Source organism: Sporosarcina newyorkensis, assembly GCF_900167515.1.
GTDB classification, from domain to species: domain Bacteria; phylum Bacillota; class Bacilli; order Bacillales_A; family Planococcaceae; genus Sporosarcina; species Sporosarcina newyorkensis.
Genome location: NZ_FUYJ01000008.1, coordinates 80,597 through 94,120 on the forward strand (window position 1 = coordinate 80,597; position 13,524 = coordinate 94,120).

At 41.3% G+C, this 13,524-nt stretch carries 12 protein-coding genes; 5 read left to right on the forward strand and 7 right to left on the reverse strand.

Annotation, left to right across the window (positions count from 1 at the left end; translation table 11 throughout):
• Positions 1 to 2 precede the first annotated feature (2 nt).
• A complete protein-coding gene (locus B5D59_RS14445) occupies positions 3 to 3,839 on the reverse strand; it encodes a DEAD/DEAH box helicase (protein ID WP_078818428.1) in 3,837 nt (1,278 codons plus the stop codon).
• A 653-nt stretch (positions 3,840 to 4,492) separates the two neighbouring features.
• Between B5D59_RS14445 and B5D59_RS14455 the strand changes: the two genes are divergently transcribed.
• Complete coding sequence (locus tag B5D59_RS14455; RefSeq protein WP_078818430.1) at positions 4,493 to 4,684, forward strand: hypothetical protein; 192 nt, start codon at positions 4,493 to 4,495, stop codon at positions 4,682 to 4,684.
• A gap of 34 nt (positions 4,685 to 4,718) precedes the next feature.
• Positions 4,719 to 4,955, forward strand: a complete 237-nt coding sequence (locus B5D59_RS14460; protein ID WP_078818431.1) for a hypothetical protein — start codon at positions 4,719 to 4,721, stop codon at positions 4,953 to 4,955.
• Between the two features lie 202 nt (positions 4,956 to 5,157).
• On the opposite strand, the gene B5D59_RS14465 is transcribed toward B5D59_RS14460, so the two are convergent.
• Both B5D59_RS14465 and B5D59_RS14470 read right to left on the reverse strand, forming a co-directional pair.
• Entirely contained in the window at positions 5,158 to 5,853 is a 696-nt protein-coding gene (locus tag B5D59_RS14465; protein WP_078818432.1) for a polysaccharide deacetylase family protein, read from the reverse strand.
• 279 nt (positions 5,854 to 6,132) lie between these two features.
• On the reverse strand, positions 6,133 to 6,435 hold the full coding sequence (locus tag B5D59_RS14470) for a YunC family protein (RefSeq protein ID WP_078818433.1): 303 nt from the start codon (positions 6,433 to 6,435) through the stop codon (positions 6,133 to 6,135).
• A 150-nt stretch (positions 6,436 to 6,585) separates the two neighbouring features.
• On the opposite strand from B5D59_RS14470, the gene B5D59_RS14475 reads away from it, so the two are divergent.
• Entirely contained in the window at positions 6,586 to 8,169 is a 1,584-nt protein-coding gene (locus tag B5D59_RS14475; RefSeq protein WP_078818434.1) for an amidohydrolase, read from the forward strand.
• 51 nt (positions 8,170 to 8,220) lie between these two features.
• The gene (locus B5D59_RS14480; RefSeq protein WP_078818435.1) at positions 8,221 to 8,718 is read left to right on the forward strand and encodes a TspO/MBR family protein; all 498 of its coding nucleotides are present in this window, start codon (positions 8,221 to 8,223) and stop codon (positions 8,716 to 8,718) included.
• 193 nt (positions 8,719 to 8,911) lie between these two features.
• Here the strand turns inward: B5D59_RS14480 and B5D59_RS14485 are convergent, their stop codons facing one another.
• A complete protein-coding gene (locus B5D59_RS14485; protein ID WP_009498541.1) occupies positions 8,912 to 9,136 on the reverse strand; it encodes a hypothetical protein in 225 nt (74 codons plus the stop codon).
• A gap of 86 nt (positions 9,137 to 9,222) precedes the next feature.
• On the reverse strand, positions 9,223 to 10,239 hold the full coding sequence (locus B5D59_RS14490) for a YsnF/AvaK domain-containing protein (protein ID WP_078818436.1): 1,017 nt from the start codon (positions 10,237 to 10,239) through the stop codon (positions 9,223 to 9,225).
• 140 nt (positions 10,240 to 10,379) lie between these two features.
• Between B5D59_RS14490 and B5D59_RS14495 the strand changes: the two genes are divergently transcribed.
• Positions 10,380 to 10,787: a YugN family protein gene (locus B5D59_RS14495; RefSeq protein ID WP_009498544.1), complete on the forward strand. Its 408-nt coding sequence runs from the start codon at positions 10,380 to 10,382 to the stop codon at positions 10,785 to 10,787.
• A 75-nt stretch (positions 10,788 to 10,862) separates the two neighbouring features.
• Here B5D59_RS14495 and B5D59_RS14500 read toward each other — a convergent pair whose 3' ends face one another.
• Both B5D59_RS14500 and B5D59_RS14505 read right to left on the reverse strand, forming a co-directional pair.
• Positions 10,863 to 11,195 carry a hypothetical protein gene (locus B5D59_RS14500; protein ID WP_078818437.1) on the reverse strand — a complete coding sequence of 111 codons (333 nt, stop codon included), beginning with the start codon at positions 11,193 to 11,195 and terminating at the stop codon, positions 10,863 to 10,865.
• Between the two features lie 77 nt (positions 11,196 to 11,272).
• The gene (locus B5D59_RS14505; protein ID WP_078818438.1) at positions 11,273 to 13,465 is read right to left on the reverse strand and encodes a YhgE/Pip domain-containing protein; all 2,193 of its coding nucleotides are present in this window, start codon (positions 13,463 to 13,465) and stop codon (positions 11,273 to 11,275) included.
• Positions 13,466 to 13,524 lie beyond the last annotated feature (59 nt).

Genomic DNA, 13,524 nt, shown 5'->3' on the forward strand with positions numbered 1-13,524 from the left:
CTTTAGCCTTCCATTTTTACAAGACGACCATGTTGCTCAACAATTTCTTGTAGTTGGCTGTACATTTCGCGTGTAGACTTATTTTTCGTTTTGATTGTGAACATTTCAGAACTTCCTACTATAATTAGCAATTCTCTAGCTCTGGACAATGCCACATTCAACCGGCGATAGTCCTTAGCAAAACCGATCTCTCCACTTGGGTCTCCATGATTTCGGACGAAGCTCAAAATGACGACGTCCATTTCCATTCCTTGAAATTTATCAACAGAGCCTGTTCGGCAATGCAGCTGTTTCGGCCGCAGTTCCTGTTGGATCAATCGATCAATTTGCTTCACTTGTTCGCCGTAAAAGCTGATGACGCCTACACTCTTTCTGTCTTCTGTTTTTATCCGTCCTTCCAGCTTCGCCTGTTTTGTCGCTTGCTCCAGCTCAAGCATTGTATTTCGGATAATTTGGAGTTCCGATTCATTAAACCGACTTGTTCCGCCTTTTACTTTGTCTTCGTAAAATGAAGGTTTATTCGGTGTGTCCAACCATAGTAAATGATCGTCTCGTGTGAACATGGAGCTCTCCAGTAGATGGTCGCGCATTTGATCTGAATCGGGCAATCCGCATTGCAATTGGTAATTCCCTTCCTTATAAAAAGGTGCTATCGTCTCCATGATTCGTTCATGCATACGATATTGGATGCTGAGCATCGTTTTATTCTGCTTAGGCAGCGTTCTGAATAACCTTTCGAATAAAGATTCATTCAATAGTTTTTTCATCTCACGCTGGACTTCCGCGTCTTTTTGCTGATCCACCAGCTCATCCATTGTCTCTTGTCCGACTAACGGCGGCAATTGATGGTGGTCGCCAACGAGAATGACTTTTTTCCCTTTCAGCATAGGCAGCAACAATTCAGGCGGTGTCGCTTTCGAAACTTCATCAATAATGACCACATCGAACATTGGATATTCTTCCATGAATTTTTTCGAGGCGGAAGCGACACACGTAGTGCCAATCACATTCGCGTGTTCGACATAGAGCTTGCGTATTTCATCAAGGTCATAGTCATTGGCGTCTTTCAAAAGGAGTTCCCACTGTGCTTGTAATTCCTGCAGGACCGGCAATTGTTGGCGCTCTTTGCTTAATTCCTGAAGTTGGTGTTCCGTCTCACGGAGATCATTCACAGTTCGCGATAATTGGTGTTCGACATCTGAATTCATTTGTTCAGCCAGCGCGGCAATACGTTCTTGCAACTTCTCGCTTTCTTGCTGCTGTTGTTGCTCAGTGGCCTCTAGCATCTCAAGTTGGTGTTGGTGTTCTTCTAACTGTTTTTCAGTTTCCAGTTGCTGTTGTTGCATAATTTGCAGAGATGCAGTCGATTGGTTAATTTCTTGTAATTGTTGCTGACAACCGAAAACCTCTTTCTCATTTACACTGATTTCGTAAGACAGCTGCTGCTCTTCCCACTGGACTTCAGGCGGGTCATTCTCGTTCAGCCAATCCTCCAGCTGTTGTTGAATGTCTTCCTGTTGCTTCAGCAATTCAGCTTCTTGTTGTTGCAAGTGCAGCTGTTTTTGGGCGATGTCACGCTGTTGTGTTTTTAGAAATTGTAGTACTTCATTTTTCACTTCACTAAACAGCTGTTTTACCGTTCGTATTTGTTGTTGCTGGATTTCGGCTCCCTTAGTCCGTACGATTTCTTCTTTTCCATAAAACAATGACATTCCTTGCGCTATCTTTTTTAAAATCTCTGTTTTTGCTGAAGATGCGCCTGGCGTTTGCAATATTCTTTTTGTAGTCGGGTCAACTAAGAATCTGCCAAGTCGATCGATCATCTCGTGCATTTCCGGAAGTGTAGTGAAGTGATCTGTAGAGCGCTTTTCAAGCGTGGCAATTGGATAACGATGTGTCAGCAAAAGCTGTTCTGTTTTTTCGATTGCCGTCTGAAATCGTTCGTAGAGCTCTTTCCACTCTTGAAATTCGTATGAAAACCCGCCTGATGAAATTGTTTTAATTAGGCGTTGCAATTCATTAATCTGTAAGACGATGTGGATGGGTAGTTCTATCTGCTGTGCGGAAAGTGTTTTTTGCAGGATGTCCATTTTAGTGATAGGAATAACTTGTTCGTGCGCTGCTTTCAATGAACTTTCCTTAGCCGGTAATTCTTTTAGTTGCACTCTTAATTGCCGATATAAATCTGTTGCATTTTGCAACTTACCTCGCAACTCAACATAAAGTAGAGCTTGCCTTAATCTCCTCAGCCCATTTTGTAAAACCGCCAGCCGCTCCATTACTTTGGCGGTATCAGATAATCTGTTCAGCTTGGATTGCAACTCAACAATTTCGCTCGTCTTCTGTGACTGCTGTTGTTCTGTTTGTTGAACTTTTTTTCGGCGTTCCAAAAGTTGCTGAGACAGCTGTTCAAAAGAATGTTGCTGAGCTGTGCGCTTGCTCCTTAGTTCACTTACTTGTTCTCGAAGAAGCTTTTGCCGGACAAGCTCTTCCTTTAAATCTTTTTCTGCTTCCGATTGCTGTTTAATTATCCGTTCCAGCTGATCGGATTGGTGCTGCATTTCAAGATCCTTCGTTTTATAAATGGCCCGAGTCACTTGCACAGCTTCTATTGTTTCATTTCGCCAATTCAACGCCACGTTCTCTTCTATGAATCGCTTGCCTTCTTCTTCAATGCTTTCCGAGCGCCCGTATCGCAATATACGAGTCGCGGGATCCGTCAACAAACGGCCAAGTGCGTTGTCTACAGCTAGATTGGATTGGGAAGCGACGAGTGTACGTAACCCTGCTTTAACGTTCTGATAGCAGATTTCGGAAATCACTGTCGTTTTACCTGTGCCAGGTGGTCCTTGTATAACGAAGAGATCATGCGCCTTCATGGCACCTGTTACGGCTTCCCTCTGAAATTCATTCAAATTATTATGGAACTCGAGGTCAGGATTTTTATTATTGATCTTTACTACAGGTCGTTCTTCAAATAAAACTTTCTCTAAATTGGCATTCGCCGCCAGACCGTCTTGTAAATCTTTAAATCCTTTTCGCAGCCTTCTGATTTGACTCAGTTCAGCAAAGTTTGTCAGCACTAATTTTTTATTGTTTTTCGGAAGCCATTGCTCTTGCCGTGATCTTTTTTGAAATCGCTGATTCAGTTCAACTACAATGATTTTTTGGGATTTTTGGACATCGACGATTTGGCCGATTTCAGTCGATAGCTCCAGTAATTTCACACTGAAGCCTCTGAGCTGCTTCCAATTTTTCGTTTGTAAGTCTTTGCAATGAAGACGTAACTTCGTGAAATCACTAGTAAGACTAGCTTGCGTGAATGTGCAGGAAATATCTTCTACATCCGCGTTTTTCTCGGCAATCTGCAGATAACCTTCCCAACTTTCAATTCGCTTCTTCACGTATTCTGAACGCTCTTCCGCTATTGGCAATTCACGCATTTTTGTGTAGAACTGAATCGGCAAAGCCACACCCGCTCGATTCAAGCGGAATTTGACCACAGTATGCAGCCGCCGGTTCGTCTGGACAGGTTCCTTCGCTCCCCTGACATGAAAGCCAGTGGCGACAAAGCCATCAGGCTTCAGTACACATTCCATCACCGCCACACGTTTCTGGACTTCTTTTGCAAATTTTTTATTCGTATGCGGATCAAAAAACAGGGAATAGGATTGATTCCCTTGTCGATTGGCTGGTTTTTTTTCAATATGTATATCGAAAGCAGACTCAGATGAGACCAATGCCTGCTCATTCAAAAACCACTGTTCTATACCTTGACGAGCATTTTTTGTAATTTCAAGACTGCAAGAAATAGTTTCCGTCGTATTTATAGAATTCATCGAATGAAATTCTTTCTATTATAGGGCTCTTGTACAGCAAGATGGATGTTCATGCTTTTCCCTGTTAATTCCTTGTTCAAAGCTCTCACCTCAGTCCTATATTATAGATCAAAACCCAAGTTACCGCGAGCAAGAAAGAACTTTAAAAAGAATTCCAAAAAAATTTAAAAAGATGTTTACCTTTATTTTTTCCGGGTATACAAATATCAACAAGGCAAACTGACAGAAGAAAAGGTGTGAAGTAGTAAGTAGATCCTTTGACTCTGGAAGAGCTGCACAGCCTTGGCGGAAAATTTTCTTTACTGGCAAAAGGTACTCTCGTTTGGGAATCTGTTTTTGAAGGTTCCGTAGAAAGACAGGTTTACCAAGTAGTGCGAAAAGAAGTTTTTTGTGTAAGTGCAAGTAAAAGACCTGCTCTTAGTTTGTTTGAGCAGCGTAAGACGCATACGGCGAGTGTACACAATTTCGTCAGTATAGATAGTCGCAACAATCAAATTTTCCGCATAAAGCTTGAATGGAAGAGGACAGTCGGAAGTCGGTAAGCTCGACAGACGATTGCCCTCTTTCTTTTGTTTGTCATCAAACTGTATTGTTTATTCCGATTGAATTCGGGAAAACAGAGAATAAGCAACTACTATGAGGAGGAATTTACTATGAAAAAAAGAATGGCTATAACAGCGCTCGGTTTGGGTGCAGCTTACTTGATGCGAAACAAAGATTCACGTGATAAACTCTCACGTCAGTTTAATGAGTTCAATGACACACCGTTGCGTGGTGATCGCTCACATACAAACAGCCAACCGCACGAACGAAAAAAAGGTCTACTCGGCAATTTGCTTAGCTGATGATCGAAGAAGACTATAAAGGAGTTGATGGCTAATGAATGAAAAGAAAAAAGTGTTTACGGAAAAAGATCGCCCCGATGCGAAAGGGCCTTATATGGACAACCCTGAAAATCTGAAGACTGACAAAGAAAGTATTTACGATATGCATGAGGATATGCAAACCGTGGATTCCATTCCATTAGAAGATGTGCGAATGGAAGCAGAAGAAGAGCGTCATCAACGAAGAACAAAAGACCGCTCTTCCAGCGAAGAAAAATATGAAAAAGAATGAACACGAGATGATCTCCTAACAGTTTTGTTGGGGTAAAAAATGCTGAAATAGTGTAAATAACAACCTACGCTAGGAAGTATTTCAAGAGTGAATTAGCAAAATAAACAGTAAGTAAAAACGCTCAGATCTTTTTCTGAGCGTTTTTTTATACTATTTTACCAACCTAATTGAATTTAGTCTCTACGTTAGTTAACTATATATATTATTCATCTTTTAATTTTTGAAGATCATTCACCGTAACAAACTCATAATCTTCATCTAACAATAACTTAATTATATCTTCGATTAATTTGAGCTGTTCCCCAGACTCATCGTACATAGGATGCAGTAGAATAATCGAACCATTCTTTATATTTCGCTTCACGTAATCCATTTTATCAACAGCACTATCTGGTTCAATATTCCAAGTTATAGTGTCTCTCTTTTGCTTATTTAAATAATAAGGTAAGAATAATAATTTCTTGCCATTTGGAGGCCGGAAGTCTATCTCATCTTCATAACCGATCCTTCTAATCAAAATATCAGTTTCTTCAATTTCTTCTTTGATAAAGGAAGGAGATTTGAAAATCATCCGTCGGTGAGAATAGGTATGATTTCCAACCTGATGTCCTGCTTTTACAATTTTTTCAGCTTCTGTTAGGTTCATTTCAATTTCATTCCCAATAAGAAAAAATGTTGCTTTAATATTGTACTGATTTAACACTGCTAGAATACTATCAACATTTTTAGTTGGGCCATCATCAAAAGTTAAAGCAACTACCTTCTGATTTGTTTCTACATTACTTGTTAATCCGCCAAATAATTGAAATGTTCTAGAATTCATCAATTTATATGTACAATATAGTAAAAGAAAAACTAATAAAATGGCTATGCTAATGAATAGTATTTTCTTTTTCATAACTTTATTATACTCCCCTTTAAACTTTACGTAATCTTGTTCTTCTTTTATAGTAATTTATCCAATCCATTTTGAATACATTTTTTGTTAAACATATCTGTACCGTTCTTGGTACAATCATTTGTATGCCCCCCTCTATACGCACGGATTTTAACAACATCGCATAAATTTACGCGGTGTTATTAAAACTTATGAGAATTCGTGAATTGCATTCATTAAAACGTTAATTATATAAAAAAAGGGCACACCAATTCATGATGGAATTAGTGTGCCCTTTCATTATGTCATTTTTAAAAGAGCTTCCGTCCCCTTCATTCCTGCTTTAATGCCTAATGTTTCAGCTTCCAATGTCACGGATTCCAGTGGTGCCGCCAACAGCTGTTCAATCGTTTTCACCCCGACCGCACGTCCTGCAATAATCTTTCGGTCGGCAAGTACACTGTTCAGCAATCCGACGTCTAACGCACCGCACATAATATATCCTCTGTCATTCGAAACTGTCAGCAACGTCGTCTTCGGCAGTCTGACCGTCACGGCTTGAAATGACTTTCCATCGATCAGGATCGATTTAGTGTCTATCAACTTATCCACCCCTTTCCACTTCAATATATGAAAGACATGCAGAAAAGTTGCTTACACAATAAGTTAGTTAATCCACCTCAAGCTCTTGAACAGTTCTATTGTTCATTCGCGGCCAACGGTTTACTATAGAGGCTACGAGGAGGGAACGGAATGAAGACGATTTGGCATAACGCGCTTTTTTATACAATGCAAACTGAAGGACAAACAATAGAGGCTTTACTAACGGAAAACGGAAAAATTACAGCGATCGGCTATTACGATGAGTTAGAGGATCAAGCGGAGAAATCCGTTGATTTACAAGGTGCGGTCGTGTATCCAGGCTTTATTGATAATCATATGCACATAATCGGTCAGGGAGAAAAATTGCTTAGATTGGACCTTTCCCGTGCCGATTCATCGGATGAAATGATGGACATGCTGCTGCGTGCATACCCTGATCTTCCTGAAGATGAGTGGTTCATAGGAGAAGGATGGGATGAAAATAATTTCACCGACAAAAAGATCTTTACACGCCACGAACTAGATCGCGTGACGAGTTCACCTATGCTCTTAAAAAGGACATGCTGGCATGCTGCGGTCGTCAACACGAAAGCCTTGGAACTTGCAGGCATCACAAAAGACACACCTGACCCGGTAGACGGCGTCATCGTGCGTGATGATAACGGGGAGCCTACTGGACTATTGAAAGAGGGCGCCATGCAATATGTTTTACAACTACTGCCTGAACCTTCTGAAACCTATGTAACAAAAGCTTTGCAAACATCTGTAGACCATCTGTTTTCTGTTGGATTAACAGGTGTTGTGACAGATGACTTAGGATACTACGGCGATTATAAAACTCCGTTGAACGCATTCAAAAATGTCTTAGGTGAGGAACGGAAATTTCGAACATATTTGCTACGTCATTTCAGTGTGTTTCCACAAATGATGGACAATCAAGCTACATACAAAGAACCATGGGTCGAACCAGGTGAGATGAAATTTTTTATTGATGGCGCCTTTGGAGGCAGTACCGCTTTACTTAGCACCCCTTATACAGATGAACCGGATAACGTCGGAACTGCCGTCTTGACAGATGAGGAATTAGAAGAATGTGTTAAACTCGCACGCAAGTATGATGAAGCTGTTGCAATCCATATGATCGGTGATCTAGCAGTTGAAAAAGCATTGGATGTCATCGAAAAATATCCTGCACCGATAGGGAAACGAGATCGCTTTATACACGTCTTAATGCTGCGTGAGAACTTAGTGGAACGCATGGCTAAACTACCAATCGTTTTGGATATCCAGCCTGCATTTGTTCCCTCTGACTTCCCTTGGGTACAGAATCGTCTCGGTACTGATCGATTGGAATGGTCCTATGCTTGGAAACGTCTTCTTGACAAAGGTTTCATTTGTGGTGGGGGGTCTGATGCTCCGATCGAAGACCCCAATCCATTGCTCAGTATTCACGCGGCAATTGCTCGGCGCAAGCCTTTCGAGCAACATGAAGGCTATCTGCCAAATCAAAAAATCAGCCGTTATGAAGCCATTCAGCTCTTCACTTCAGGAGCCGCCGCTACGATTGGAAAAGCGAATTCACGCGGCCTGTTAGCGGTAGGTTTCGATGCAGATTTCACAATTTTGGAGGAGGATATATTTTCAGTTGAAACAGATCACATACCTGAAATTTCTGTCCGTATGACGGTCGTGGCAGGTGAAGTGATGTACAAAAACAAGAAAAGTAAGCCGTGACAGTTTATTCCGGGACGGAAAGGGAAAACTTTTATAAAAGGAGGTTTTACCTTGGAACTGCTTAGTGTCAATGGAAAGTCGAATTGGAAGAGGTTGACCAAGAATATCCTTATTCCTGTCGTTGGTGGGTCGGTCATCGGCTGGCTGGCCAATCGAAACACACAAGAACAATATGCTCAATTGGATAAACCATCTTTTTCTCCACCGGGTCCTGTATTTCCAATCGCATGGACCGCGCTTTATACAGTGATGGGAGTGGCTAATTACCGGGTAGAGCAGAAACAAGAAATGCTGCAGAAGAAAGACTCTGCCACCCCGCTCTATGATGTACAACTAGGACTCAATTTCCTTTGGTCGTTTCTTTATTTCAAATGGAATTTGCGTGGTACTGCGTTAGTTGAAATGACTATTTTATTAGGAGCAATTGCTATGACAGCCTATGAATTCAATAAAACCGATCGAACGGCTGGTGCGCTGATGATTCCTTATATCGGGTGGGTGATGTTCGCTTTAACTTTAAATTATTCTACTTGGAAATTGAATAAATGAGAGTCGTAATTAGAGCTGTTTGAAAGGTCGTTTTTCACGTGACTTTTCAAGCGGCTTTTGTTTATGCAGGAAGGATGGCGGTTTTAGTGCGGTGATGGAGAATTTCGTGCACCTCTTTGCTTCGCTTGGCTAAACACCTAAAAAAAGGCTATCACTGAAAGATATTTCACTTTCAGGAAAGCCTTTTTTAAATTCAGTATGACCTGTTCATGCGCTCTGCGGTCTTATAAGCATCATACATGCCCCATATCCACACAATTGGATACGTGATAAATCCAATGAGCACAAACATTAGCAATGCATTTATACTTTGCAAGATAATGAGCAATATACCTTTTATTATCTGCCCATTATAAATCTGACCGACGCCAGTCCAGAAGAAACTTAGCACAGCGGCAATACCTGGATGCTTCAGCATACACTCTCTCCTTCTCGGCTATTTATCTTTATTTTACCCTACTCGGAGAGAGAATAACAAGATGTTTGCAATATCGCACGAGCTAATTAGAAACGATCTTTATCCAGAGGGTCTCCTTGGACTTCTACATCGCCTTCTTTATCAAGGCGCACTTCTTCGCGTTTCACAGATTCATGGATGGTTTCAGGTTCCTCAACCTGATGTTTCTTCAAGATGATTTCCTCCGTGACAACTGGTTTCTTGGTAACTTCCACGTGTTCTTCTGTGACTGGAATCCGAATTGTCTCTTCATCTTCTTTAAATAAAGTTCCGTCTTCGCTGAATCGACTGTCTGCGTTCAATTCAGTATCTACTACCGGTCTTCGCTCAATCGTAATTTCATCATGAGCCACATTTACATCTACAGATCTTTGTTCTTCCACTACTTCCTTCTCGAGGTGAACTTCTCCGCGCTTCGCCCGATGCTTGTCCACCTGCAAACGTTCTTCATGCAGACGCATCCGTTCTTCTGTAGCGTTATCCGATAATGTGTTTATTCCTTTTGTGTAGGCAGTTTGATCGGTAGGTCTGTCCAAGACTGCTTCCGCGCCAACGCGTCCCAGTTCATCGTCGTGATTCAGGTTTTGATCCGGCAAGGTTTTATTCAGACGATAAGCTGGATCTCCACCGTTCAATTCTTGATCTGTTACGCTCAGTCCATTTGCACCTAAGTTAATATCAGTACTCTTTCGATTTAGTCCATAGATGTGCGTGTTATCCAAGTATTGACGGTTTGCTTCTCCTTTGTCGACATAGAGCAACATGCCGCCTTGGTCAATTTCTTGATAATAGCGTTCCGTTTCTCCTGGGCCGAAGTCCAAATTATCGACCATTCGGTGTACATGGTCTTCTCCAGAAATGAAGCCCATAAAACGGTCCCACCAAGAGCCATCCGCCGACTTGACTTCTGCGTCTGTACGACTTCTCAACATAGTCAGCTGATCATCATTTTTCACTACGACATAAATATTCTCCTCAGGCCATCCTTCATTTTTCAGTTCCTGAACACGATTCATCAATTCTGTTTCGTTAAAATACATTCCTATATATCGTTTGTTATTCATGTAAATCTCCTCCTAAGTTTTAATAACCTGTCGTAATCTTGTTTTACCCCCTTGACAAATTAAGAAACATTTGAATGCATATTTTTCAAAATGTATAAAAACCACGGTACATAGGAATTCTAATAAAAAGGAGTGATTAAATGCTGGAATTGGAAACAATGATTGAAGGTAAACTCGCCAATTTCGGAGTCCTTCGCGATCAAGTGTGCAAGCACGGCTATCATTTCGGCGGTGGTTGGGATTATCATAAAGGATGTTTTGATTCAATCCTTCATAAAGAGGGCGGGGAGACCATTTACTTGCGCGTTCCATTCGAGGTGGATGAAGGCGAATTGGATGATTATCACACATCAATCAAATTCAAAAAACCGTATGTCATCAAGCATGTCGTCAATACTGGGCTTGATCGAGACAGCAGTTCATTAGTGAGCGGTTCATTCAATCAGTTCCAAGAGCCACTTGACCGCGATGCACAAATTCGCGATAAAAGTCGATGGGAAACTGCAGGTGAACTGGCAATCGAAGAAATACTTCAGTATTTGGAATAAAAACAAGAAAGAGGAAGCCCCTTCACTGACCATTCAGTGGCGGGGCTTCCTCATGCTGTTTTATTAGCCTGCTTCCTACTCGTTCAATGCCTGCACTTTTTCATTCATCCTTTTAGCATCAAGGACTTCCTTCGAAAACTGTTCAAAAACAGGTTGTAATTCACTTGTCAATTCCTCTAGTTCGGCAGCGGAATAAAAAAGAGATTCAAAATATATTGGTTGTTCCCCTGCTTCCAATAAAACACGCAACCGTTGCAAAGGCTCTCTTCCAGCTACATCCTCATCCGACATGATCGGTTCTTCTGCCGCATAATTCGCCTGCTGCACCCATACATTACCAGTCTCCCCTTGTTGTTCAGCAGCGTTTGCAAATGTCAAGAATTCATCTAAACTTTCGGTTCGCTTCATACTGATCCCTCACTTTACTCTTTTACTTATCTTTCCCTGTTGATTTCCATTGAAACTCCTTCAGTTACATCTGAAATTCAATGAAATAGATCGGTTTCCCGCGATTTCGCCAGCAGCCGATTCGTCGCTTTATTTACTTTTTTCTTGAATAAAACACCGAACGTAATCATGAAAATTCCTATACTCACTAAAATGATAAGATCTTTCGTCGCACGAGCCCAGACAATTCCTCCTACTGCCTCCCTCATCAAATCGATCGCATGAGTAAACGGCAAGATTGGATTGATCCACTGGAAGAATTCCGGTAAAAGCATGACAGGATACGTACCGCCTGATCCTGCAATTTGCAATACTAACATTACGATAGCGAGCGCTTTCCCTACATCGCCAAACACCGACACCAGCGTATAGACAATAGACATGAACACCATGCTAATCAACATGCCGAATAAGATGAACAGTAACGGTTCTTTAACCGTCACTCCGAGCAGAAGAATATCGCCAATGGTTACGATCAGCGTCTGCAATAGTCCGATGAGCCCGAATGTAAACAAACGCCCTACATAAATTTGTCTCGATGTAAATTGTCCTTCCCGGTGAATATCCGTAGATAGTAATGAAATAAGTAAAAGACAACCTACCCATATTGAAAGCACCGTATAAAATGGAGTCATTCCTGTCCCATAGTTTTTAATGGGGAATAACTTATTTTCATTCAGTATTATCGGCTCTTCAAAAAAACTTCTCTCTGCCTGCGGATCATTTTGCAGCAACTCAATGATTTCATTAATATCCGTTTCCGCCTGTATGCTTTCAATACGATTAGCCAATTGGTTCACTTTGTCGTAGACATATGGATATTCATTCAACGCTTTTTGTACTTGCTGTTTTCCTTCATTCAAATCCCCGTCTGTACTAACTAATATCCTTTCAACTTCTGGTATCGTTTTTTGCACTTCTAGAAGCTGGCCCTTCGCATTCCTTAATGTTTTCAATGCTTGGGTAATTTCCTCACGTACAAACGGCTCAATCGTATTTACATATTCCTCCAGGAAGGAATCTGCTTGGATCGATGTATTTTCGGCAATTTGCTGTAAGTCATTTATGCTGTTTTTCATTCGCTCTTCCTCGCCTTGTACTAACACATCAATCGTGCGGGCGTTATTTTGAAGTTCTTGAATTTGATCTTTTAGATTGCCTGCCTTCTCAAGCGCGGCGTCAATCGGTTGAGATGAAGATGAGGATTCCAGCTCTCCGCTGTCTGCTTGGTTTAACTGTTCAACCAATTCTTTCACATTTGTGAGATCCTGCTCTAGTCCTTCCAGCTTCCCTATACTGCCTGTAACACGTTCATCCAGTTCCTTCTTCACTCGGTTCCACTCCGTAAAGTCAAGCTCGGTCTGCTGGACCTTCTTCAGAAACGCATTTGTCTCTTTTGTTATGGTAGATACTTTTTCAAGATCGGCTTTGATACGAGGCGAAGCCGACTCCAAACGTTTTTGGGCTACCGTCAGCTGACTGATCGTGTCATTGATAGTCTGCAAGCCTTCAGAAGTTGTTTGCTGTACTTCAGGCATCATCTTTTGTGCTTTTTTAATAATCTTTTGTGCTGAATTTGCGTCCCCAACAATTCCTTCCAATGTTTGATGAATACTCGGTAATTGCTTTTGGATATCGAAAACATAGGCTTCGAATTTCTTAATATCCGGTAAATCTTTTTCGATTTCGATACCGAGATCATTGAACATCTCAAGCACAACGCCGTTTACAGTGGAGATAAACCGACTGCTCACCTTTTCAACAATGACGGAAGCACCTTTTTCCGTAATCTTCGGTGCAATAGAATTCAATTTTTCATTAACATAATATTCGATTTCTGCTTTTTGTGGCTTTCCGGAAATGACTGTTCCCAGTTTGCTTGAAAAATCTTCCGGAATAAAAATAGCGGCAAAATAGTCACCATATTCTACTCCGTCCATCGCTTCCTTTTTAGTCGCAAATGTCCAATCCATGTCTTTGTTGTCTTGCAAGGTCTTGATCAATTCATCCCCAACATCAATTTGCTCATCACGCACTAAAGCGCCTTTGTCTTCATTTACAACTGCAACCGGCAATTGATCGGTGCGCGCATATGGATCCCATGCCGCGTAGATATTCAACCAGGCATATAATGACGGCAGAAATACCAAGCCGCCGATTAGAATAGCTGCTACCCAGTTTTTACTTATATTTTTCAGATCCATTTTAAAAATATTCCAGCTTACTTTCATGAAGGATCTCCTCTTTTCTGCTGCATACTGTTATTAGCTACTATACCCATAACTCGGTA

What these genes read in the sequence shown, in the direction of transcription:
- B5D59_RS14445 (WP_078818428.1), bottom strand. Translation starts at nt 3,839, where the DNA reads ATGAATTCTATAAATACGACGGAAACTATTTCTTGCAGTCTTGAAATT.
- B5D59_RS14455 (WP_078818430.1), top strand. Translation starts at nt 4,493, where the DNA reads ATGAAAAAAAGAATGGCTATAACAGCGCTCGGTTTGGGTGCAGCTTAC.
- B5D59_RS14460 (WP_078818431.1), top strand. Translation starts at nt 4,719, where the DNA reads ATGAATGAAAAGAAAAAAGTGTTTACGGAAAAAGATCGCCCCGATGCG.
- B5D59_RS14465 (WP_078818432.1), bottom strand. Translation starts at nt 5,853, where the DNA reads ATGAAAAAGAAAATACTATTCATTAGCATAGCCATTTTATTAGTTTTT.
- B5D59_RS14475 (WP_078818434.1), top strand. Translation starts at nt 6,586, where the DNA reads ATGAAGACGATTTGGCATAACGCGCTTTTTTATACAATGCAAACTGAA.
- B5D59_RS14485 (WP_009498541.1), bottom strand. Translation starts at nt 9,136, where the DNA reads ATGCTGAAGCATCCAGGTATTGCCGCTGTGCTAAGTTTCTTCTGGACT.
- B5D59_RS14490 (WP_078818436.1), bottom strand. Translation starts at nt 10,239, where the DNA reads ATGAATAACAAACGATATATAGGAATGTATTTTAACGAAACAGAATTG.
- B5D59_RS14495 (WP_009498544.1), top strand. Translation starts at nt 10,380, where the DNA reads ATGCTGGAATTGGAAACAATGATTGAAGGTAAACTCGCCAATTTCGGA.
- B5D59_RS14500 (WP_078818437.1), bottom strand. Translation starts at nt 11,195, where the DNA reads ATGAAGCGAACCGAAAGTTTAGATGAATTCTTGACATTTGCAAACGCT.
- B5D59_RS14505 (WP_078818438.1), bottom strand. Translation starts at nt 13,465, where the DNA reads ATGAAAGTAAGCTGGAATATTTTTAAAATGGATCTGAAAAATATAAGT.